This is a genomic window from Pseudomonas sp. PAMC 26793, from assembly GCF_000313235.1.
Classification (GTDB): Bacteria; Pseudomonadota; Gammaproteobacteria; order Pseudomonadales; family Pseudomonadaceae; genus Aquipseudomonas; species Aquipseudomonas yamanorum.
The window spans coordinates 60,837-80,865 of the sequence record NZ_AMXG01000042.1; the positions used below are offsets into that span (position 1 = coordinate 60,837).

Annotated in this window: 18 protein-coding genes and 2 pseudogenes; 15 read left to right on the forward strand and 5 right to left on the reverse strand. The window is 63.6% G+C overall.

Going from position 1 to position 20,029, the window contains the following annotated elements; translation table 11 throughout:
* Entirely contained in the window at positions 1 to 2,241 is a 2,241-nt protein-coding gene (locus D109_RS0123085) for a TonB-dependent receptor (RefSeq protein ID WP_017478959.1), read from the reverse strand.
* A gap of 205 nt (positions 2,242 to 2,446) precedes the next feature.
* On the opposite strand from D109_RS0123085, the gene D109_RS0123090 reads away from it, so the two are divergent.
* A complete protein-coding gene (locus D109_RS0123090; RefSeq protein WP_017478960.1) occupies positions 2,447 to 3,487 on the forward strand; it encodes a LacI family DNA-binding transcriptional regulator in 1,041 nt (346 codons plus the stop codon).
* Between the two features lie 61 nt (positions 3,488 to 3,548).
* Positions 3,549 to 4,175 (forward strand): TetR/AcrR family transcriptional regulator, encoded by a 627-nt coding sequence (locus D109_RS0123095; protein WP_017478961.1) that lies wholly within the window; start codon positions 3,549 to 3,551, stop codon positions 4,173 to 4,175.
* A gap of 109 nt (positions 4,176 to 4,284) precedes the next feature.
* Here D109_RS0123095 and D109_RS0123100 read toward each other — a convergent pair whose 3' ends face one another.
* The gene (locus D109_RS0123100; protein ID WP_026078169.1) at positions 4,285 to 7,038 is read right to left on the reverse strand and encodes a glycoside hydrolase family 3 protein; all 2,754 of its coding nucleotides are present in this window, start codon (positions 7,036 to 7,038) and stop codon (positions 4,285 to 4,287) included.
* 508 nt (positions 7,039 to 7,546) lie between these two features.
* Between D109_RS0123100 and D109_RS0123105 the strand changes: the two genes are divergently transcribed.
* From D109_RS0123105 to gspD, 12 genes are all read left to right on the forward strand, one after another.
* Positions 7,547 to 7,774, forward strand: coding sequence for a hypothetical protein (locus tag D109_RS0123105; protein WP_017478963.1), 228 nt, complete (start codon positions 7,547 to 7,549; stop codon positions 7,772 to 7,774).
* 95 nt (positions 7,775 to 7,869) lie between these two features.
* Positions 7,870 to 9,594 carry a type II secretion system ATPase GspE gene (gspE, locus tag D109_RS0123110; RefSeq protein ID WP_026078170.1) on the forward strand — a complete coding sequence of 575 codons (1,725 nt, stop codon included), beginning with the start codon at positions 7,870 to 7,872 and terminating at the stop codon, positions 9,592 to 9,594.
* The gene (gene gspF / locus D109_RS0123115) at positions 9,591 to 10,793 is read left to right on the forward strand and encodes a type II secretion system inner membrane protein GspF (RefSeq protein ID WP_017478965.1); all 1,203 of its coding nucleotides are present in this window, start codon (positions 9,591 to 9,593) and stop codon (positions 10,791 to 10,793) included. The genes gspE and gspF overlap by 4 nt, the downstream gene beginning before the upstream one ends.
* 20 nt (positions 10,794 to 10,813) lie before the next feature.
* A complete protein-coding gene (gene gspG / locus D109_RS0123120) occupies positions 10,814 to 11,239 on the forward strand; it encodes a type II secretion system major pseudopilin GspG (protein WP_017478966.1) in 426 nt (141 codons plus the stop codon).
* Positions 11,239 to 11,670 (forward strand): type II secretion system protein, encoded by a 432-nt coding sequence (locus D109_RS0123125; protein WP_017478967.1) that lies wholly within the window; start codon positions 11,239 to 11,241, stop codon positions 11,668 to 11,670. The genes gspG and D109_RS0123125 overlap by 1 nt, the downstream gene beginning before the upstream one ends.
* Positions 11,667 to 12,035 (forward strand): prepilin-type N-terminal cleavage/methylation domain-containing protein, encoded by a 369-nt coding sequence (locus D109_RS0123130; RefSeq protein WP_017478968.1) that lies wholly within the window; start codon positions 11,667 to 11,669, stop codon positions 12,033 to 12,035. Before D109_RS0123125 ends, D109_RS0123130 begins: the two co-directional genes overlap by 4 nt.
* Positions 12,032 to 12,649: a prepilin-type N-terminal cleavage/methylation domain-containing protein gene (locus D109_RS0123135; RefSeq protein ID WP_017478969.1), complete on the forward strand. Its 618-nt coding sequence runs from the start codon at positions 12,032 to 12,034 to the stop codon at positions 12,647 to 12,649. Before D109_RS0123130 ends, D109_RS0123135 begins: the two co-directional genes overlap by 4 nt.
* Positions 12,646 to 13,368 carry a type II secretion system protein GspK gene (locus tag D109_RS0123140; RefSeq protein ID WP_017478970.1) on the forward strand — a complete coding sequence of 241 codons (723 nt, stop codon included), beginning with the start codon at positions 12,646 to 12,648 and terminating at the stop codon, positions 13,366 to 13,368. Before D109_RS0123135 ends, D109_RS0123140 begins: the two co-directional genes overlap by 4 nt.
* Complete coding sequence (locus D109_RS0123145) at positions 13,365 to 14,405, forward strand: PilN domain-containing protein (RefSeq protein ID WP_017478971.1); 1,041 nt, start codon at positions 13,365 to 13,367, stop codon at positions 14,403 to 14,405. Before D109_RS0123140 ends, D109_RS0123145 begins: the two co-directional genes overlap by 4 nt.
* Positions 14,380 to 14,991: a type II secretion system protein GspM gene (gene gspM / locus D109_RS0123150; RefSeq protein WP_017478972.1), complete on the forward strand. Its 612-nt coding sequence runs from the start codon at positions 14,380 to 14,382 to the stop codon at positions 14,989 to 14,991. The genes D109_RS0123145 and gspM overlap by 26 nt, the downstream gene beginning before the upstream one ends.
* Positions 14,988 to 15,512: a general secretion pathway protein GspN gene (locus D109_RS0123155; RefSeq protein ID WP_026078171.1), complete on the forward strand. Its 525-nt coding sequence runs from the start codon at positions 14,988 to 14,990 to the stop codon at positions 15,510 to 15,512. Before gspM ends, D109_RS0123155 begins: the two co-directional genes overlap by 4 nt.
* Entirely contained in the window at positions 15,509 to 17,722 is a 2,214-nt protein-coding gene (gene gspD, locus D109_RS0123160) for a type II secretion system secretin GspD (protein ID WP_017478974.1), read from the forward strand. The genes D109_RS0123155 and gspD overlap by 4 nt, the downstream gene beginning before the upstream one ends.
* Before the next feature lie 6 nt (positions 17,723 to 17,728).
* Here gspD and D109_RS0123165 read toward each other — a convergent pair whose 3' ends face one another.
* From D109_RS0123165 to D109_RS01000000132100, 3 genes and pseudogenes are all read right to left on the reverse strand, one after another.
* Positions 17,729 to 18,304 (reverse strand): HD family hydrolase, encoded by a 576-nt coding sequence (locus tag D109_RS0123165; protein ID WP_017478975.1) that lies wholly within the window; start codon positions 18,302 to 18,304, stop codon positions 17,729 to 17,731.
* An 87-nt stretch (positions 18,305 to 18,391) separates the two neighbouring features.
* Positions 18,392 to 18,949 (reverse strand): helix-turn-helix transcriptional regulator, encoded by a 558-nt coding sequence (locus tag D109_RS0123170; protein WP_017478976.1) that lies wholly within the window; start codon positions 18,947 to 18,949, stop codon positions 18,392 to 18,394.
* Between the two features lie 97 nt (positions 18,950 to 19,046).
* Positions 19,047 to 19,364, reverse strand: a pseudogene (locus tag D109_RS01000000132100) (RraA family protein); the annotation flags it as partial.
* Between the two features lie 2 nt (positions 19,365 to 19,366).
* Between D109_RS01000000132100 and D109_RS1000000134995 the strand changes: the two are divergent.
* A pseudogene (locus tag D109_RS1000000134995) lies at positions 19,367 to 19,591 on the forward strand (LysR substrate-binding domain-containing protein); the annotation flags it as partial.
* Between the last annotated feature and the right edge of the window lie 438 nt (positions 19,592 to 20,029).

Here is a 20,029-nt window from a genome sequence, read left to right on the forward strand (position 1 = left end):
TTAGAAATCCTTGCGCAGTTGCACGCCGAAGTAACGTTCATCGTCACGGGGTACGGCGCGGTAGATGTAGCTGCCGCCACTGGCCAGCAGCGGTGAATAGGACTTGTCGGTGAGGTTCTTCGCCAACAGAGCCACGCGCCAGCCGTTGCTGTAGTCGGCCAGGGCGACGCTGGCGTTCCAGATGCCGTAGGCGCCTTGCTTGGTGTCGACGTTCTGGCTGATGTCGTACTGCACCTCGCTCTGCCAGCTGTAGTCGGTACCGAGTTCGATATCCAGGCCGTTATCCAGCGGGATGCTGTAGTCGGCGCGCACGTAGCTTTTCCAGTCCGGGCTGAAGGGCAGCGGTTTGCCGTTGACGTTGCAGGACGCGGCCGCACCAGGCGGGCAGGCGAACTCATCGATGCGGGCCCGGGTGTAGGCCAGCGCGCCGGAGAGCTTCAGTTGTTGGGTGGCCTGCAGGGCGTAGTCGAATTCGACGCCTTCGGTGCTGACGCTGCCCGCGTTGATCAGGCGCGTCACCACTTGCCCGGCGACGGTGTCGAAGAAGTTCGCCTGGTAGTTGTCGTAGTCGCTGTGGAAGATCGCCAGGTTGGTGGTCAGGCGATTGTTCCAGCTGGTGGCCTTGATCCCGACTTCCCAGGTATTGGACGTCTCCGGTTTCAGCGCGTCGGTGTCCCGTGGCTGCATGTTGAAGAACACGTTGTAGGCCGGGCCCTTGTAGCCGCGCGAGTAGGTCAGGTAGCTGGTGACGGTGTCGCTCAGGTCGTATTGCACCCCCAGCCGGCCGGACCAGCCGTCTTCGTCCACCGAGCCCGAACTGCTGGTGGCCGGTTGAATGCCGCTGACCGTGGTGGCCGAGGTGGACACACGGCGGTGATCGTATTCCAGGTCGTCGTGGGTATAGCGCAGGCCGGCGATGCCACGGAAAGCCGAGGTGAAATTCAGCGTGGTTTCGCCGAACACCGCGTAGCTGTCGCTGGTGGTGCCGTAGTCGGCGACGCCGCGGTCGGTGCGCGTCGTGGTGGTCAGGGTGCGCTGGTAGGTTTCCTGGTCCTTGCCGTGCATGTAGAACAGGCCGCCGACGTATTCGAGGAATTCGCCTTTGGGCGAGGCCAGGCGCAGCTCCTGGGAGTATTGGTCGAACGCCAGCTCGCCTTTGTCGGCGGTGCCGGGGAACGCGGCGGTCACGGTGCCCAGGCGGTCGCCGTCCTGGTACTGGGTGTTGTCCCAACCGCGCCAGGCGGTGATCGAGGTCAGGGTGTAGTCGCCGAGGTTCCAGTCCAGTTGGGCAGACAGGCCTTTGTTGGTGTCCTCCACGTGGCTGCGGGTGTCGGTGTTGATGTCGCGGTTGTCGCTGGAGCCGCGCACCGGGTTCAGCGCGTTGGCGAACGCCGGGGTCAGGGATTGGCTCACCACGCCATTCGGCGCGTCGTCGTGGGACTGCATGTAGTCGGCAATCAGGGTCAGTTTCACGTCGTCGTTGGGGGTGAACTCCAGTTTGCCGCGCACGCCCTGATGGTTGTAGCCGTTCACTTCCTGGCCGTTGTGCTTGTTGTCGACGTTACCGTCGTAGCTGCCGAACAGCCCGCTGATAGAGCCCTTCAGCGTACCGGGAATCAGGCTGCCGCCCAGGCCGAAGCGGGTGCGGCTTTCATTGCCGCTGAAGTAGGACTGGTCGATATAGCCGTGGGTCTCGGCTGTCGGCGCCTTGCTCGTGATATTCAGCACGCCGGCCGAGGCGTTCTTGCCGAACAGCGTGCCTTGGGGCCCGCGCAGCACTTCGACACGTTCCAGGTCCAGCAGGTCCAGGGTGGCCTGGCCGGGGCGGGCGTACACCACGCCGTCAATCACCGTCGCCACCGTGGGTTCAACCCCGGGCGAAGTGGAAATGGTGCCCACGCCCCGCACGAACAGCGAGGTGTCCTTGTTCGACGCGCCGGTGCGGAAATTCAGCGAGGGTACTTGCTGGACGATACTGGCCACGCCGTTGCGATTGTCGCGCTCCAGTTGTTCGCCATCGAGTACCGAAACCGCCACCGGGACTTTTTGCAGCGACTCTTCGCGGCGGGTGGCCGTGACCGTGACCGGCTTGAGGGTGGGTTCCTGCTCGTCGGCGGCGAATGCAGCGGGAACGGGCAGGGCGGCGAGCCCCGCGAGTAGCCAACCCAGGTGGGCGCGGCGCCCGGTGGCGGCGCGTAGGGATTGCGAAAGTTTTTGAGGTTGCCCCGGCTGTGTGTGCATGCTCTGACCGCTCGAAATGTGCCCTGAACCGCTGCCGTTCTGCGACGACAGCGCCGTTGAATCTGTCTTGGGCATTCGCTCGAGCGAGTAGCAGACAAAACGCTTTGGTAGCGCTAACATCGGCATTATTGGTAGGTGTGACATAGAGCGTCAAATACTAAAAAATTAGTTTTATATTCTTTTAGGTTTTTAACAGGATCGTCCCTTGAGCGAAGACAAACCCCGGAAACGCCGTGGCGCCGGCCGTGTCACCTTGAACACCGTGGCACGCCAGGCCGGTGTTTCAGCGATTACCGTGTCGCGCTATTTCAACCAGCCGGAGCAGGTCTCGCCCGAACGCCGCGAACGCATCGCCACGGTGGTCGCCGAGCTGGGCTACGTGCCCAATCTGGTAGCGGGTGGGCTGGCGTCGGCGCGGGGCAGGATCGTCGCCATGGTGATTCCGAACATCTCCGGGCCGATCTTCGCCAATACCATCCAGGGCTTCAGCGACACCCTCAGCCGCCACGGCTACCAACTGCTGCTGGCGTCCAGTTACTTCAGCGCCGAGCAGGAAGAAAATGCAGTGCGCGCGTTCCTCGGCTGGTCGCCGGCGGCATTGGTGCTCACCAGCCGCTTCCACAGCGCGGGCACCGAGAAGATGATCGCCGAGGCGGATATTCCGGTGGTTGAAACCTGGGATTACCAACCCGAGCGGGAGCCGTTGCAGATTGGCTTCTCCCATTACGAGGTTGGCGTGACCGCTGCGCGCTACTTGCATGGCAAGGGGTATCGGCGCATCGCGTTCGTACAGAACAGCGCGCCGGGGGACTTCAGTGCACTGGAACGCCGGGATGGCTACAGCGCGACCCTGCTTGAGCTGGGCATGCAGCCCTGGGTGTTCGCCCCGGACGCCGACCGCGCGCCCTTTGAGGCGGGCAAGCAAGCCATGCACGTGTTGATGAGCGCCGCCACGCCGCCCGATGCAATCATCTTCGCCAATGACAACCTCGCTGCCGGTGGCTTGCTGGCGGGGCAACGGGCAGGGCTGAAAATCCCCGAGGATTGTGCGGTGCTCGGCTTTGGTGATTACCCGTTTGCCGAAATGCTTCTGCCGAGCCTCAGCACCATCAAGCCGCCCGCCCTGGAGATCGGGGTGCTGGCGGCGACGCGGGTGCTCGAAAGCTTGGGCGTGTTGCCGGTTGAGGACGAGGTGCAGCGCTTGAACCTGCTGGAATGCCGCTTGATCGAGCGCGAGAGCGCCTGAGGTTTATTTGCGGCTCCGGGGCATTTTGGATACGGTGCAGGCCTGCCCAAAGGACCTGCCAATGACCGAACCACAACCCGCTGCCACGCCCAAATCCCGCCGTGCGCCCAAAGGTGAAAAACGCCGGGAAGAACTGTTGGACGCCGCGCTGCAGGTGTTTTCCCTCGAAGGCTACAGCGGCGCCTCGATGGCCCAGGTGGCGGCGATCGTCGGCATCTCGGTGGCCGGCCTGCTGCATCACTTTCCCAGCAAGATTTCGTTGTTGATGGGGGTGCTGCAACGCCGGGACGAGGTCAATCAGCGGATTGCCGATGAGGTTCGGGCCGAGAAGTCATTGTCCGGGTTGCTCGGCAGCCTGCGGGCGATCAACCGCTCCAACGCGACAGCGCCGGGGGTGGTGCGGGCTTTTACGATTCTGAATGCGGAAAGCCTGCTGGACACCCACCCGGCCTGGGGTTGGTTTCAGGAGCGCTATGCGGGCATTCATCGGCGCATGCACGGGCAGTTTGCAGACCTTGTGGCCATGGGCGAGGTGCGCGCCGATGTGGACATCGCCGGGCTGGTGGAAGAGATCCTGGCCATGATGGACGGCTTGCAGATCCAGTGGCTGCGCTTTCCCGATCAGGTGGACCTGGTGGCACGTTTCGATACCTACATCGCGCGGGTCGATGCGGCCATACGCGCGTGAAGGTAGGAGCGAGCTTGTTCGCGAAGGACGTCAACGATAACGCGGGCATCCTGGATTAACGCGGTGTCTTTGCGTTTTTCGCGAGCAAGCTCGCTCCTACAGGTTTTTATCAGTTGCCGACAGCACTGCCCTGGCTGCTGTCAGCCGAGGTGTCGTAGCCGTCACCGTCGCTGGTGTCGGACTCACCCTGGTTCTGATGCAGCACACCACCGGTCTTGACCGTTGGCAGCTCACGCAGCGTCGAGTTGAGCGCCGAGCGTGGCAGCGGGTTGCTGGTGGTGGTCGACAGTTCCTGACGGAACGGGTTGACCAGCTTGGCGTTCAAGCGAATGTCCTGGGACGAGGCGCCCACCGACAGGTTGAAGCTGTCGGCGTCCACCACCCATTGCTTGCTCGCCACATCGAAGTACGCCAGTGAGCGGTCGTTGAGTTCGATGGTCACGCGCTTGCTCTCGCCCGGCTTGAGGAACACCTTCTTGTAGCCCTTGAGTTCCTTCAGTGCCCGTTCGACTTTCGGGTGGTTCTGGCCCACATACAGCTCGGCGACTTCAGCGCCCGCCACCTTGCCGGTGTTGCTCAGGTCGAACGATACCTTGATCGGCGCGCCCGCCACCGCGACCCCAGGGGTCACGCTGATGTTGCTGTAGCCGAAGGTGGTGTACGACAGGCCGTAGCCGAACGGGTAGAGCGGCTTGATGCCTTTCTTCTCGTAGCCGCGATAGCCCAGGAACAGGTCGTCCTTGTAGCTCATCTGCGTGAGAGTTTCCTGATTGTCGAATTTCGGGAAAGTCGCGTAGATCGGGTTGTCCTCAATGTTGCGTTCGATGCTGATAGGCAGCTTGGCCGACGGGTTGACCTTGCCTAGCAGAATCTCCGCCAGGGCCTGGCCGCCGTTCTGGCCCGGGTAGAACGCATGCAGCGCCGCTGGCACCTGGTCGATCCAGTCGCTCATCTTCAGCCCGGTGCCACCGTGCAGGGTGACCACGGTATTCGGGTTGACCTTGGCAATGCTCTGGATCAGCAGGTTCTGATACTCCGGCAAATCGAAGCTGTGGTCGAAGCCTTCACCTTCGTACTCATTGCTGTTGCCCGCGGCCACCAGTACGGCGTCGTACTGGGCCAGGTCCTTGGGCGCCACCAGCGAGGCCCAGCTCATTTGCACGCCCACCAGCCCGCCCATGGTCGAGAGGTAGCCTTTGCGGCGCGAGTACTCAAGCTTGATGTCCACGGCTTTGCCGGCTTCAAGATTGACCTTGGCGAACACCGGAATCGTCGGCGGGATGCTGTTGTTGGGCAGAGGGTTGCCGTCGCCGTTGTCGAGGACTTTCTGGCCGTTGACGTAGAGGCGCACGGCACCGTCGGCGCGCACCTTGAACACCTGTTCGCCGCTGACGGTCGGGGTGATCTGGCCGCTGTAGCGGATCGACGTGGCGGCAGTGTCGCCATTCACCGGCAGACTGTCGGTGGACCAGTCGAGGTCGACGTGGGAGTCGGTACGGGTGGCAGCCGGGTCACCGGACCAGTTGGCATTGCTGAAGAATTCAGTCTTCAAGCCCTTGACGCTATTGCCGTCGTTGTCGGTGTGTGTCCATTTGGACGTCGTCTGGTCCAGGGACAGCCCGTCGATGAACTCGACCTTGGCGTTCGGCGCCAGTTGCTGCAGGCCGCTCAGCTCACTGATGTAGTTGGCCGCCATCACGTTGGCGCTGCCGAACCCGGTAGGCGGTGCGTACTTGGCGAGTTTGCCGACCACGGCGATGCGCTTGACCTTCTTCGCATCCAGGGGGAGCAGGCTGTTCTGGTTTTTCAGCAGCACGATGCCTTCGCGGGCCGCATTCAGTGCCACGCGGTTGCTGGTGGCGCTGTTCATGTTGTGGCTGGTCAACGGTGCCTTGCTGTCGAATTTGTACAGGTAGATCTGCTTGAGGATGCGCCGCACCTTGTCATCGATGGTCGCGCTGGCGAGCTCGCCACTGTCCAGGAACGGCTTGAGCACCGTGCTGTTCATCTGGTAGCCCATCATGTCCAGGTCGGTGCCGGCCTGTGCCGCCGGCAACCCGTTGACCACGGCGTTGTAGTCACTCTGCACGAAGCCCGGATAGCCCCATTCGGTCTTCAGGATATCGTGCATCAGATGCTTGTTCTCGCAGGCGAATTCACCGTTCACCTTCTGGAACGAACACATCATCATCGCCACTTTGCTGTTCTTCGAGGCGGACTCGAAGGGCGGCAGGGTCATCTCCCGCAGCACCCGTTCACTGATGGTTTCGTCGAGATGGAAGCGGTTGCTTTCCTGGTCGTTGGCGGCGAAATGCTTGGCGTTGGCCCACACCCCGCGCGACTGGATACCGTTGATCACCGCCGGCCCCAGGCTGGCGCCGAGGAACGGGTCTTCACCGGACAGGTACTCAAACGCCCGGCCACTGTAGGGCATGCGGTACAGGTTCACCCCTGGCCCGGTGACGAATTGATAACCGCCGCTGGCGGTGTCGTAACCCAGGGCCCTGCCCAGGTCGATGGCGCGGCGCGGGTTCCAGCTGGCCGCCAGGTTCGGGCCGGAGGGGTACACCACGCCCTGGTCGTTGCCTTCGCTGGTGTAGCGCACGCCCACGCCACCGTCGGCGCCATGAATCTGCGGCACACCATACTGGGTCAGCGGCTTGACGTCCCAGCCACCGGTGCCGCCGATATAGGCGAGTTTTTCTTCCAGGGTCATCTTGGCCAGGGTCTTGTCCGCGGCCTTTTCGGCGCGGTTTACCCGGGCTTCATCCAAGGCAGGGCTGGTGGCCGCATGCACCTGGGACACGGCAAGTGCCAGCAGGGCGAACGCCGACTGCGCACCGATCATTTTGCGTTTACTCATGGGGCTCTCCGACAACTGATTATTGAAAGCTGGGCGGCGAGAAGTGCGTTTCGTTGTGCACGCTCGTCACTTTTTTACGGGCAATAGTTCACCTTTGTCGCAACTTTTGGCCGATGGCTAATTGCGATTACTGGGCGGATTCCGCTGTTTTAAAAGTGTAATAGTGGAACTAATTATTCTTGTGCGTAGTGTCTAGGCGATATCATGAGATGGCATTTTGAACCGCTAAAACGCCGTAATTAAGTCAATTCTTGCTGTTAAATGTCAAACGAAAGCTAATTTTTGCGTTAAATAAGAAATATTTTCTTACGTCTTTGAACTTAGGCTAAACCTACCAGTCGATTGGTTTAAGAAAATATGCACGGTCATGGCTAACTAGTGGCGTTCGCCAGTAGTTCTAAATGGCCATGGTTTGAATGGGCTGTAATGCAAAGTGCTTTGGTGTAGGGTCTTGACCTTGTCAGGACAGCACCTGGGCGATTGATTGTTTTTAATCTGGAGAAAGTTGATGAAGATTTCCCTGTTGAGTGCCGGTGTTGTACTGGGCGTTGCACTAAGTGGTGCGGCCATGGCCGTCGAGTCGACGGACGCCGACGCCAAGTCCGGCGCCGCCGATTCCACCGTGATCACCCAGGCCCACGACGCCAAGGCGGCGAAGAAGCAGAAGGCCGAAACCACCAAGGGCGGCCGCCCGCTGGGCAACAGCCAGGCGACTGCACCAAAAACCTCCAACTAAGGGGGGATGCACCTGTTCCTGGGCGCCTCACCTCGCGGGCGCCACGGAACAGGTTTTTTAACTAGCCCCTCAGATTTGTGCCGATGCCCCAGCCCATGTTGTCCACGCCCATCGATGCTTGCCGAATGCAGATTCCGGATACCGAACAGGTGTGCGCGTGGCTGATGCAACAGGCCGGTTTGAAAACCGTTGACCTGGAACGCGCCCGGCGGTTGTCCCTGGAGTCCGACGACAACGGATTGCTCGGCCTGCTGACGCGCCTGGGGCTGGTTTCCGAAGTGGAACTGGCGCGGGCCTGGGCCGATTTGCTCGGCGCACCGTTGCTGCTGGCGGACGCCGCACCGCCCGTGCTCGACCCGCTGCCGGTGCTGACCGAACGCTTCATGCGCCATTACCAGGTGGTGCCGGTGGGCTGGAGCCACGGCGGGGTGAGAGTGTTGGCGGCCGACCCGGCGTTGCTGTACCCGTTCCAGGCCCTGGCGTATGCGTGCGGTGTGCCGGTGTGGTTGGCGGTCGGGCCGCGCAACGAAGTCGAAACCCTGATCGAGCGCTACTACGGCCAGGGCCGTTCGGCCATGGGCACCCTGATCGAAAACCTCGATGAACAAGGCGGCGCCCTGGAAGACATCGAACACCTCAAGGACATGGCCTCCGAGGCGCCGGTGATTCGCCTGGTCAACCTGATTCTGCAGCGGGCCGTGGAGCACCGCGCCTCGGACATCCATATCGAACCTTTCGAAAACCAGCTCAAGGTGCGCTACCGCATCGACGGTGTACTGCATGAAGCCGAAGCGCCGCCGTCGAGTTCCTCGGCGGCGGTGATTTCCCGGGTCAAGATCATGGCGCGCCTCGACATTGCCGAGCGCCGCCTGCCGCAGGACGGCCGGATCATGTTGCGCATCCAGGGCAAGGAACTGGACCTGCGGGTGTCCACGGTGCCCACCAGTTTTGGTGAGTCGGTGGTGATGCGCCTGCTGGACCGCCAGACCGTGCAGTTCGATTTCCAGAGCCTGGGTTTTGATGGCCAGCGCCTGGAAACCTTTCTTGAAGTGCTCGAGCGGCCCCACGGCATCCTGCTGGTCACCGGCCCCACCGGCTCGGGTAAAACCACCACGCTCTATACCGCGCTTTCGCGGCTCAATACCGCCGAGCGCAAGATCATCACCGTCGAAGACCCGGTGGAATACCAACTGGAAGGCATCAACCAGATCCAGGTCAAGCCGGCCATCGGGCTGGACTTCGCCGGCGCGCTGCGCTCCATCGTGCGCCAGGACCCGGACGTGATCATGATCGGTGAGATCCGCGACCTCGAAACCTGCCGCATCGCCATCCAGTCCTCCCTGACCGGCCACCTGGTGCTCTCGACCCTGCACACCAACAGTGCCGCAGCGAGTATCACGCGCCTGCTGGACATGGGGGTGGAGAGCTACCTGATCGCCTCGACCGTCAATGGCATCCTCGCCCAGCGCCTGGTGCGCCGCCTCGACCCGGCGACCCGTGAGGCGTTCGAAGCCCCGCCGGAGTTGATCGAGGAACACGGTCTCGACCGCTTCACCGACCAGCGCCCGATCCTGCTTTACCGGCCTCGCGCCAACGCCCCCGGCGGCGGTTACCACGGCCGCAGTGCAATCACCGAATTGCTGGTGATGAATGACGAACTGCGCAGTTTGTTGATGCGCCAGGCCGACGCCGCGACCCTCGAACAGGCTGCCCGCCGTGGTGGCTTGCGCACCCTGCATGAAGAAGGTCTGCGCCAGGCGGTGGCCGGTGTCACGTCCCTTGGAGAAGTGCTGCGCGTCACCCGTGGAGAGGGCGCGTGAGCCTGTTCAAATACCGCGCCCTGGACAGCCAGGGCGTCGTGCAGAACGGCACCCTCGAAGCCAGGGACCAGGCCGCCGCCGTCGCCGCGCTGCACAAGCGTGGCCTGCTGCTGTTGCACATCGATGCCGCCGGTGCCCAAGGGCTGCGCAATGCCTTCGGACGTGGCCAGTTGAATGGCGCGGCGCTGGTCAGCTTTACCCAGCAACTGGCCACGCTGCTGGGAGCCGGCCAACCGCTGGAACGCTCCCTGGGCATCCTGCTCAAGCAACCCGGCCAACCGCAGACCCGTGCGCTGATCGAGCGTATTCGCGAGCACGTCAAGGCGGGCAAGCCATTGTCGGCAGCGCTGGAAGAGGAGGGCAGCCAGTTTTCGCCGCTGTACCTCAGCATGGTCCGTGCCGGTGAGGCGGGCGGCGCGCTGGAGAACACCCTGCGCCAACTCAGCGACTACCTGGAACGTAGCCAGTTGTTAAGAGGCGAGGTGATCAACGCGTTGATCTATCCCGCCTTCCTGGTGGTGGGCGTGCTCGGCTCCCTGGCGCTGTTGCTGGCTTACGTGGTGCCGCAGTTCGTGCCGATCTTCAACGATTTGGGTGTGCCGATCCCGCTGATCACCGAAGTGATTCTGGGCCTTGGCCAATTCCTCGGCGCCTATGGCCTGGCGGTGCTCGCCGGGTTGATCGTGACGGTCTGGGCCCTGGCGGCACGCCTGCGCAACCCACGACACCGCGAACAGTACGACCGGCGCGTGCTGGGTATCCGCGTTATCGGCCCGCTGTTGCAGCGGGTCGAAGCCGCACGCCTGGCGCGCACCCTTGGCACCTTGCTGAGCAACGGCGTGGCGCTGCTGCCAGCGCTGGTGATCGCCCGCCAGGTCTGCACCAACCGCGCCTTGCAGGCCCAAGTGGCCCAGGCCGCCGAGTCGGTGAAAGGCGGCGGCACCCTGGCCAGTGCGTTTGGCAGCCAACCGCTGCTGCCGGACCTGGCCCTGCAAATGATTGAAGTCGGCGAACAGGCCGGTGAACTGGACAGCATGCTGCTCAAGGTCGCCGACGTGTTCGACGTCGAAGCCAAGCGCGGCATCGACCGCCTGCTCGCCGCCCTGGTGCCGTCCCTGACCGTGGTCATGGCGGTGCTGGTGGCGGTGATCATGCTGGCGATCATGCTGCCGCTGATGAGCCTGACCAGCAACCTATGAAAACCCGAGGAAGCAAGCCGATGCGCCATACCCGTTTCAAACCCGCCCGCCGCCAAGGCGGTTTCACCTTGCTGGAAATGCTCGCGGTGATCGTGTTGCTGGGCATCGTCGCCACCATCGTGGTGCGCCAGGTAGGTGGCAACGTCGACAAGGGCAAATACGGCGCAGGCAAGGCGCAACTGGCCAGCCTGAGCATGAAGATCGAGAGCTACGGCCTGGACGTCGGCTCGCCCCCCAAGAGCCTCCAGCAATTGGTCGACAAGCCTGGCAACACCGCCGGCTGGGCCGGGCCGTACGCCAAGCCCTCAGACCTCAAGGACCCGTTCGGCCATGCCTTCGGCTATCGTTTCCCCGGTGAACATGGCGCCTTCGACCTGATCTTCTACGGTCAGGACGGCCAGCCCGGCGGCGAAGGCTACAGCGCCGACCTGGGCAACTGGGAATAATGCCGGCCCTCCAACGCGGCTTTACCCTGCTGGAGATGCTGGTGGTGATCGTGTTGATCAGCATCGCGGCCGGGTTGGTGGGATTTGGCCTGCAACAAGGCCTGCGGGTTGCCAAGGAGCGCCAGGTGGTCGGGCAGATGGTGGATGCCCTGCGCAGCACCCGGGCGCGGGCAATTGTCAGCGGCACATCGGCCAAGACCGTCTTCGACTTGGCCCGGCTGAGCTTTCAGGCGCCGGGGCAACCCATCAAGCACTGGCCGGCCGACCTGCAAGTGACCCTGCACACCGCCGAACACGCCGGCGCTGCGGTGGAGTTTTACCCCGACGGCAGCTCCACCGGCGGCAACCTGTTGTTGGCCAATGGCACGCGGCGCTGGCGCATCGACGTCGGCTGGCTGACCGGCAGCGTGCAGTCCAAGGCATTGCCATGAAGCGTCAGTCGGGTTTCACCTTGCTGGAAATGCTCGCAGCGCTGACCCTCATGGCGATCTGCAGCACGGTGTTGCTGGTCGCGTTCGGCCAAAGCGCGCGCTCGTTGTTGCAGGTGGCCCACAGCGACCGCCTGACCCATACCGCCTTGAGCGTGATGGATCAGGAAGCGTCGGGCCCCCTGGCCAGTGGCGTGCGCCAGGGCGAGCTCGACGGCATTGCCTGGCAACTGCGCGTCGCCCAGCAGCCCACCCGCATCGGTCAGCCACATTTGTTTCGCCTCGATCTCAGCGTCAGCGAAGGCCGGCGCCACGCAAATTTCAGTACCTTGAAACTGCGCGCCAGCCGCGACGGGAGCCTCCAGTGAAGCAGCAGCGGGGCTTCACGTTGCTCGAAATCATGATCGTGCTCAGCCTGCTGGGCGTGTTGTTGACCCTGGTGGGCGGCGCGCTCCTGGGAGCCAATCGTGCAGTACTCAAGGCGCAGCGCTACACCGTCAGCCTGGATGAAAGTCGCGCCGCGCAACAGTTCCTGCGCACCTCCATCAGCGAGGCGCTGCCCCTGGACGTGACCGAGGACGACAGCCAGACCAACGGCTTTTTTGTCGGCGCTCCCCAGCGCCTGCAATTCGTCGCGACCTTGCCGGGCGTGCTCGGTGGCGGCATCCAGCGTTTCACCTTGCAGTTGAGCGAGGGCGAGTTGCAGGTGGCGTTCGCACGGTTTGAGTCCAATGCCCAAGTGAGCGTGCCGGCCACCCGCAGCGAACCGCAGGTGTTGCTGAAGAACGTCGACGACCTGCAATTCAGCTATCGCGGCCTGTCGCCCAAGGGCCAGGCCACCGGTTGGATCAGTGACTGGCCGTGGACCAAGCGCCTGCCTTATGCGGTACGCATTGCAGCACGGGTCAACGGACCGGTGCCGTGGGTCACCCAAGTGGTTGCCCTGCGGCTGAACCTCTCCGGCGGAGAATCAGGCGAATGAAGCGTCAGCGCGGCGTTGCGCTGCTGCTGGTGCTGTGGGTGCTGGCGTTGCTCAGCTTGCTGCTGGGCGGCCTGGCCGGTTGGGTACAACTGGAAAGCCGCCAGGCCCTGTGGCATCGCCAGCATACCCAGGCGTTGCTGGCGGCGGAGGCGGGTGTGGCGTTGGCCATGCAGGCCTTGGCCGACCCGCTGCAACGCAAGCAATGGATCGCCGACGGCCGCGAAATGCCGCTGGTATTTGATGACGCACAGCTCCACGTAAGCCTGCACAGCGAGCGCGGCAAACTGTATTTGAACAGCGCCGAGACGGCCGACTTTGCCCGCCTGGCCCTGGCTTGCGGCGCCACCCAGGCCCAGGCCAGCCGGCTCGCCAGGGACCTGGAAGTGCGGCGCAACGCAGGCCTGGCGCCGTTCCGCGTGGTGGAGGAGGTGCGGCAATTGCCCGGCATGACCCAGGCGCTGTACAGCCGGCTGGCCCCGGAAATCAGTTTGTGGAGTGGCCTCGACCGGCCCGATCCCGCCTTCGCCAGCCCCTTGATGCGCCAGGCGCTGAACCTGCCCCGGCTGAGCGCGGTAGGGGCCGACCCCGGTGACGTGCTGGTGATCGAAAGCCGCGCACAACGCCCCGGCGGTTACCACGCCCGGTTACGAACCACGGTTTTATTGAGCCCATCGGAGGGAAGCGCACAGCCTTATCGGGTGCTGCGTTGGCAAGAATGAATCCATACCTTTCGGCGCCAGTGGCGCGCCTTCAACAGCTGGCCGAACCGCTCACCCGGCGCTGGCGCGGCAGCTTGCTGCAAGTGGGCTGGCACCTGTGGCTCAAGGAGCTGCGTGGCTGCCTGCCGGCGTGGCTGTCGATCCGTGACATCCCCGAGCACCGCTACCACTGGCCGTTGACCGGGCCGGTAGCAAAACCTGCCGGCGAAGTGCGCCAGGTACTGGTGCTTGCGCCCTCGACGGTATTGCGGCAAAGCTTGCAGTTGCCCGTGGCCGCCGCGCGCAATTTGTCGACGGTGGTGGGGTATGAGCTGGACCGCCTTACCCCGTTCGAGGCTGAACAGGTGTACTTCGTGGCCCGTCAGGAACGGCGCACCGCCACCCATGTGCAAGTGACCCTGGTGGCCATTCTGCGGGAGCGACTGGATCAAATCCTGGTGGACTGCGCGGCCCTCGGCTTGCAACCCCACGCGGTGGATGTAGAGGGGCTCATGGGCATCGATTTGCTGCCAGCGCCGTTGCGTCCACGCCAGCGGCCGGCAGGGAAGGGTTTGCAACGCAGCCTGCCCTGGCTGTGCGGCGCCTTGCTGATTGCCGCGATGCTGCTGTGGCTCAACGACCGCCAGCGGGTGCTCGACGTCATGCATGCGCAGGTGCAGCAGCAAAAAGCCCAGGTCGCCGAGATCCAGAGCCTGCGCCAGCAATTGCTCAATACCCGTGGCGCCGCGCAGTACCTGATTCGCCGCAAGTCGGCGCAACCGCCGTTGGCGGCGTTGCTCAATGAGCTGACCGCCTGCCTGCCCGCCGACACCTGGATCGACCAGTTGGAGGTCAACGACGGCGCCGATGTGTCCTTCTCCGGGCAGAGCGCCAAGGCGAGTGCCCTGATCACCCGGATCAAGGCCTGCCACAGCCTGGAAAACCCCCAGTTCGAAGGGGTGATCCAACCCGATGCGCAAACCGGCAAGGATCAGTTTTCCCTGCGCGCCCACTTGCACCAGGAGGCCGCCGATGCGCCGACCACTGACACCCCGTGAACGTCGCGGCGCCGCCTTGTTGGTCCTGGCGCTGGTGCTGGGCGGCGGTTACTGGCTGCTGATCGACAGCTGGTTCGCCGGGCCGTTGCGCGCCATGGGCGAGCAAGCCGAACAGCTGCGCGAACAACAGCAACGCTATGCGGGCCTGCTGCAGCAGGGCGCGGCTTTGCGTGAGCAACTGGAGCAAGCCCGCCAGGATCCGGCCAGCAGCACCAGCCTGTTGCCGGGAGATGACCCCAGCGCCGTGGCGGCAGACCTGATGCAGCGCATCGCCGACCTGATCAACAGCCGCGCCGGCCTCGGCGGCGGCTGCAGCCTAACCCAGCGCATGCCCATTACCCCGGAGCAGGACGACACCGAGCCCTATCGCCAGGTCAAAGTCAGCCTGACCCTCAACTGCGCCATCGAACCCCTGACTGCGATCCTGCATGAGCTGGAGTACCAGCGACCGTTCCTGTTCGTGGATGAAATGAGCGTCCGTCGCGGGCCGAATGCCCCCGCCAGCGGCGGTGCCGGAAAGCTGGTGGTGCACCTGTTGGTGCGCGGCTATCTGCAACCGGCCGCTGCCACGCAGGCCCGCCGATGATCAATTCATTGCGCCCCCTTGAGTGGGGATTGCTCGGTGTGGCCGGGCTGCTGGGCCTGCTGATGGTGGGTATCTTGAGCAGCATCGGCGATGCGCCGCGGTGGCTGGGCGAGCCTGCCTCCGCCGCGCGCGCCAATGCGTCAGCCAAGGTTCACGTGGCCCCGAGTGCGACCCTGGAAAGCTTCGCCGGCACCTGGCAGGCGCCGCTGTTCAGCCCCGACCGCAGCCCCGATGCCGCCGTGGGGCAGGCCGAGATTTCCAGCCTGTCGAGCCTGAAGCTGTCCGGAGTGCTGCTCGACGGCGACCTGCGCGTCGCGTTGCTCAAGCCCGCGGACGGTCCGCCACTCAAGGTCCACCAAAGCCAGACCCTGCCCAACGGCTGGCGCCTGGAACACCTGACACCGCTGCACGCCCGTTTTGTACTGGAGGGCCGCACGCAAACCCTGAGCCTCAGCGTTCCGCGTTTGCCGCCGCCGTCCACCACACCGCCGATTTCCCTTCCTCACGAGCCCGCCCCTTGATCGATACTTCCCCTCGCGCCTTGCGCACCACCGTGTTTTGCCTGGCCACCGCCGTCGCCCTGGGCGGCTGTGGGTCATTCCCCGATCACCTCGACCCGGACGATGCCTTGCTTCACGAGGCGATGCAGGGCACCGGTTCGCAACGGCCGCCCGTGGACCCGGCCAGCGAGTCGCCTGCGGCCGACAGTCGCCAACCCCAGACGCCCACGCCGCCCCAGCGCCAGTTGATTCGCGGTAACCAGCAGTTCGTGCGTCAGCCCGCACCGGCGCCGGCGGTCAAGGATGAAGCCAGTGGCGACATCGTGTTCAACTTCGCCGACCAGCCGATTGAAGCGGTGATCAACAGCGTCATGGGCGACCTGTTGCACGAGAACTACAGCATCGCCCAAGGCGTGAAAGGCAACGTAAGCTTTTCCACCTCAAAGCCGGTGAACAAGAAACAGGCGCTGTCGATCCTCGAAACCCTGCTGTCCTGGACCGACAACGCGATGATCCGCCAGGGCCAGCGCTACGTGATCCTGCCCGCCAACCAGGCGGTGGCGGGCAAGCTGGTGCCGGAAATGAGCGTGTCGCAACCCTCCAGCGGGCTCTCGGCGCGGCTGTTTCCGTTGCGCTATATCTCGGCCACGGAAATGCAGAAACTGCTCAAGCCGTTTGCCCGGGAAAACGCGTTCCTGCTGGTGGACCCGGCGCGTAACGTGCTGAGCCTGGCCGGTACGCCCGATGAGCTGGCCAACTACCAGGACACCATCGACACCTTCGATGTCGACTGGCTCAAGGGCATGTCGGTGGGCGTATTCGGTTTGCAACGGGCTTCGGTCGCGGAGTTGATGCCCGAGCTGCAAAAGATGTTCGGCCCCGACAGCGGCATGCCTTTGGCGGGTATGGTGCGCTTCCTGCCCATTGAGCGGACCAATTCGGTGGTGGCGATCTCGTCCCAGCCGCAGTACCTCAGCGAAGTCGGCGACTGGATTCACACCATCGACGAAGGTGGCGGCAACGAGCCGCAGATGTACGTCTACGACGTGCGCAACATGAAGGCCACGGACCTCGCCAAATACCTGCGGCAGATCTACGGCACCGGCGCCATCAAGGACGATACGCCGGCCAAGGTGGCGCCGGGTCTGCGCACGGCGACCTTGTCCTCACTCAACACCAGCGGCGGCACCTCGGGTGGCCTGAACAACCGTGGCAATAACCCGCCCGTCAGCGACGACGAAGACCAGGCCCCGGCCGCCAGCGAAGGCAGTGAAAACACGGAGCAGGGCGCTGCCGAAGGCACGACCGCCAAAAGCCTCGACGCCGGCACCCGGATCACCGCGCAAAAAAGCAGTAACCAGTTGCTGGTACGCACCCGCCCGGTGCAGTGGAAGGAGATCGAATCGGCGATCAAGCGCCTCGACAACCCGCCGCTGCAGGTGCAGATCGAGACGCGCATTCTCGAAGTCAAACTTACCGGCGAACTGGACCTCGGAGTGCAATGGTACCTGGGCCGCCTGGCGGGCAATTCCACCAGCACCACGGTGGCCAATACCCCTGGCAGCCAAGGCGCCCTGGGCGGTGGCGGTGCGGGATTGGGCGCGGATTCGCTGTTCTATTCCTTCGTTAGCTCCAACCTGCAAGTGGCCTTGCATGCCCTGGAAACCAATGGCCGCACCCAGGTGCTGTCGGCGCCGTCGCTGGTGGTGATGAACAACCAGCCGGCGCAGATCCAGGTGGGTGACAACATCCCCATCAGCCAGACCACGGTCAACACCGGCAACGCCGACAGCACCTTGAGCAGCGTCGAATACGTACAGACCGGGGTGATCCTCGACGTGGTGCCGCGTATCAACCCGGGCGGCCTGGTGTACATGGACATCCAGCAACAGGTCAGCGATGCCGAGAACCAAACCACCAACAGCAGCGACACGCCCAACAACCCGCGCATCTCCACACGGTCGGTGTCCACCCAGGTGGCGGTGCAAAGCGGCCAGACCGTGTTGCTCGGCGGGCTGATCAAGCAGGACAACGCCGAGAGCGTCAGTGCGGTGCCGTACCTGGGGAAAATCCCCGGGCTGCGCTGGTTGTTTGGCAACACCAGCAAGTCCAAGGATCGCACCGAACTGATCGTGCTGATCACCCCCAGGGTGATTACCAGCAGCGGCCAGGCACGGCAGGTGACGGATGACTATCGCCAGCAGATGCAGCTGTTGCGGCCGGCGAACTAGTTCACGTTAACGTCGGGTGGGGTGGATTTTTGCCTCCGTATCCTGGTCGATGATCTCGCGCAGCGTCTGGAAAATCGGCTCGGCGCTGGTGTGTTTCTTGCCATAGGCCAGATTGAAGGCGTAGTCGAAGTCGGGCGGGTTCAGGCCCTGGTTGTGTTGCAGCAGGGTCTCCAGCTTGTCCAGGGCTTTGACTGCCTTGGCCTCGGCGGACCGGGCGTTTTCGTAGTCGTCCCACAGGGCCAGGATCTCGGCCCGCAACGGCTCATCCAGCGCCCGGGTCAACAGCAACAGGTCTTCGTGTTCTTGCTGGCTCTTGTTGGGGAACTGCGCCTGGTTGACCGCCGGGATGTCGCCGTGGAGGGCCTCTCCCAGGTCGTGGATTACGCACATCTTGAGGATTTTCAGCAGGTCGAGGCCGGCCAGTTCATCCCCGAAGGTAATTGCCATCAGGCACAGGCGCCAGCTGTGTTCCGCCGTGCTTTCGGTGCGACCGGAAGAGGTGTGCGCGCTTCTGAGCACGTCCTTGAGTTTTTCCGCTTCGCGCAGGAAGTCGAGGCGGCCCTTGAGTTTTTCGATGTCCATGAATCTGCCCCGGCAGGGTCGCGGTTAAGGATTCCAGACTAGGCACGGTGGTGCGAAGCGTCCACGCATAAAATATGCGCCGGGGAGTTAGAGCGTCTCGACCAGCCGCGCGGCGGTGCCATCGCTCAGGGGGATGCGGGTCCAGCGGCACAGGCTCTGGCGGATCGGTACAACCGTGGAGTCGTTGGTGCCGGTGATGAACTCCAGGGCCGGCGGGGCGAGGCTGTCGCGCCAGCCCGAGTCATCCAGCGCGGACTCCATACGCAGGATTTCCGGCGTCACGAAGCGCCACAGTGAATGCCCCAGAAGGTCCGCCAACGGGCTGCTGAACTCGGCGGCACGGGAGGCCGAGCAAGCCAGCAGACGATGGGTCAGGTCACACACAAGGTGCATCGGGCGCGGACTTTCCTTGACCAGCCGGGCGAGGGCCTGATCGGCGGCGGCTTCCAGGCGTGCGGCCAGCAACTGTTCAAGTTGTCGGTGCGCTGCAGGCTCCATGGCCTGCACGCCACTTTCCCAGCGGGAAATGGTCGACTGGGTGACGTGGAACAACTCGGCGGCGTGAGTCTGTTTGACGCGGTGCAGCAGACGCCATCGTCTCAACGCAATGCCGGGCAGGGCAGGCTTGAGCAACAGGTCGGACATTTTTCACATTCCGGGGAAGGCGGTGAGGGCGGGTAGTGTGAGGAATGCCGGGGCCGCTGCGCAAATCTGTTGGATCAGCGGAGCGGCCCGGTGCGTGTCAGCCCTTGCGTTGCAGGGTGTGATAGCCCAGTGCTTCCCTCATTGATTTGCCTTCATCGAGCAATCCCCGGATACGCGCTTCCACCGCTTCAATCGAGCGCGCGCACGCTGCCACTTCAACCCGGCCCTTGGTGAACAGCGGGTAGCCGTCGTCCAGGGCCTTGCTGACGTCGCGGCACACGCCATCAATCACCGTTGCGGCGATCCGCTGGCTGCCGGCGTACTGGGTCATGATGTCGCCCCACACCGTGCAGTCGGTGCGTCCGTCATTGTCGATCACCACCACCTCGCCTTCGGCCACGTCATCGATAAAGTCGCTCCCCACGGGTGCTGCATGAGGTGCGGTCCTTGGCCTCGCAGATTGCGTTTGTCAGCTATGGGCAGGGGATTGCGTTGGTGCCTGCGTCGTTGAAGAAGCTCGGCGCAGGCTAATGTGGTGTTTCGGGCGTTGAGTCAGAAACTCAATGGGTGACCACGGCAGTCGCCTGGAATACCCAGCGGCCGAATATGGTGGTGGAGGCGGTGATTGCGCGGTTTCGCTAGGGGGGCTTGGGGTTGAGTGCATATCCGTTATTTAGGTAACGGCTACTTATGGTTTCGCTCTTACAGCGAGTCACTTTGCAAAAGCGGCAAAGTAACCAAAGCGCTCTGCCCCGCCTGTCGGCACCTCGCTTAGGCTCGGTGTTCACTCCGGCACCGCGAAGCGGGCCGCCGCGACGGGCCATCCATGGCCCGGCGCGGCTAAACCGGCGTCCTGCCGGTTTACCCGCTCCGCAATACCTGCGTTCGGCCTCGGGCTTATTGGGGCAGTCAGATCAAGATCAAAAGCAAGAGCACAGCGGCCTCCCGGCCGGCTTGAGTGTTAAAAGCAAAGGCAAGATCCAGAGCGAAAGCAGAGCTGCTTTTCTGTGGGAGCGGGCTTGCTCGCGAAAAAACTGAGGGCGCCGCGTTCATCCAGAATGCCAGCGTCATCGTTAACGA

Excerpts from the sequence above, each read along its gene's own strand:
- D109_RS0123085 (WP_017478959.1), bottom strand. The coding sequence starts at position 2,241 with ATGCACACACAGCCGGGGCAACCTCAAAAACTTTCGCAATCCCTACGC.
- D109_RS0123095 (WP_017478961.1), top strand. The coding sequence starts at position 3,549 with ATGACCGAACCACAACCCGCTGCCACGCCCAAATCCCGCCGTGCGCCC.
- D109_RS0123100 (WP_026078169.1), bottom strand. The coding sequence starts at position 7,038 with ATGAGTAAACGCAAAATGATCGGTGCGCAGTCGGCGTTCGCCCTGCTG.
- D109_RS0123105 (WP_017478963.1), top strand. The coding sequence starts at position 7,547 with ATGAAGATTTCCCTGTTGAGTGCCGGTGTTGTACTGGGCGTTGCACTA.
- gspE (WP_026078170.1), top strand. The coding sequence starts at position 7,870 with ATGTTGTCCACGCCCATCGATGCTTGCCGAATGCAGATTCCGGATACC.
- gspG (WP_017478966.1), top strand. The coding sequence starts at position 10,814 with ATGCGCCATACCCGTTTCAAACCCGCCCGCCGCCAAGGCGGTTTCACC.
- D109_RS0123125 (WP_017478967.1), top strand. The coding sequence starts at position 11,239 with ATGCCGGCCCTCCAACGCGGCTTTACCCTGCTGGAGATGCTGGTGGTG.
- D109_RS0123130 (WP_017478968.1), top strand. The coding sequence starts at position 11,667 with ATGAAGCGTCAGTCGGGTTTCACCTTGCTGGAAATGCTCGCAGCGCTG.
- D109_RS0123140 (WP_017478970.1), top strand. The coding sequence starts at position 12,646 with ATGAAGCGTCAGCGCGGCGTTGCGCTGCTGCTGGTGCTGTGGGTGCTG.
- D109_RS0123145 (WP_017478971.1), top strand. The coding sequence starts at position 13,365 with ATGAATCCATACCTTTCGGCGCCAGTGGCGCGCCTTCAACAGCTGGCC.
- gspM (WP_017478972.1), top strand. The coding sequence starts at position 14,380 with ATGCGCCGACCACTGACACCCCGTGAACGTCGCGGCGCCGCCTTGTTG.
- D109_RS0123155 (WP_026078171.1), top strand. The coding sequence starts at position 14,988 with ATGATCAATTCATTGCGCCCCCTTGAGTGGGGATTGCTCGGTGTGGCC.
- D109_RS0123165 (WP_017478975.1), bottom strand. The coding sequence starts at position 18,304 with ATGGACATCGAAAAACTCAAGGGCCGCCTCGACTTCCTGCGCGAAGCG.
- D109_RS0123170 (WP_017478976.1), bottom strand. The coding sequence starts at position 18,949 with ATGTCCGACCTGTTGCTCAAGCCTGCCCTGCCCGGCATTGCGTTGAGA.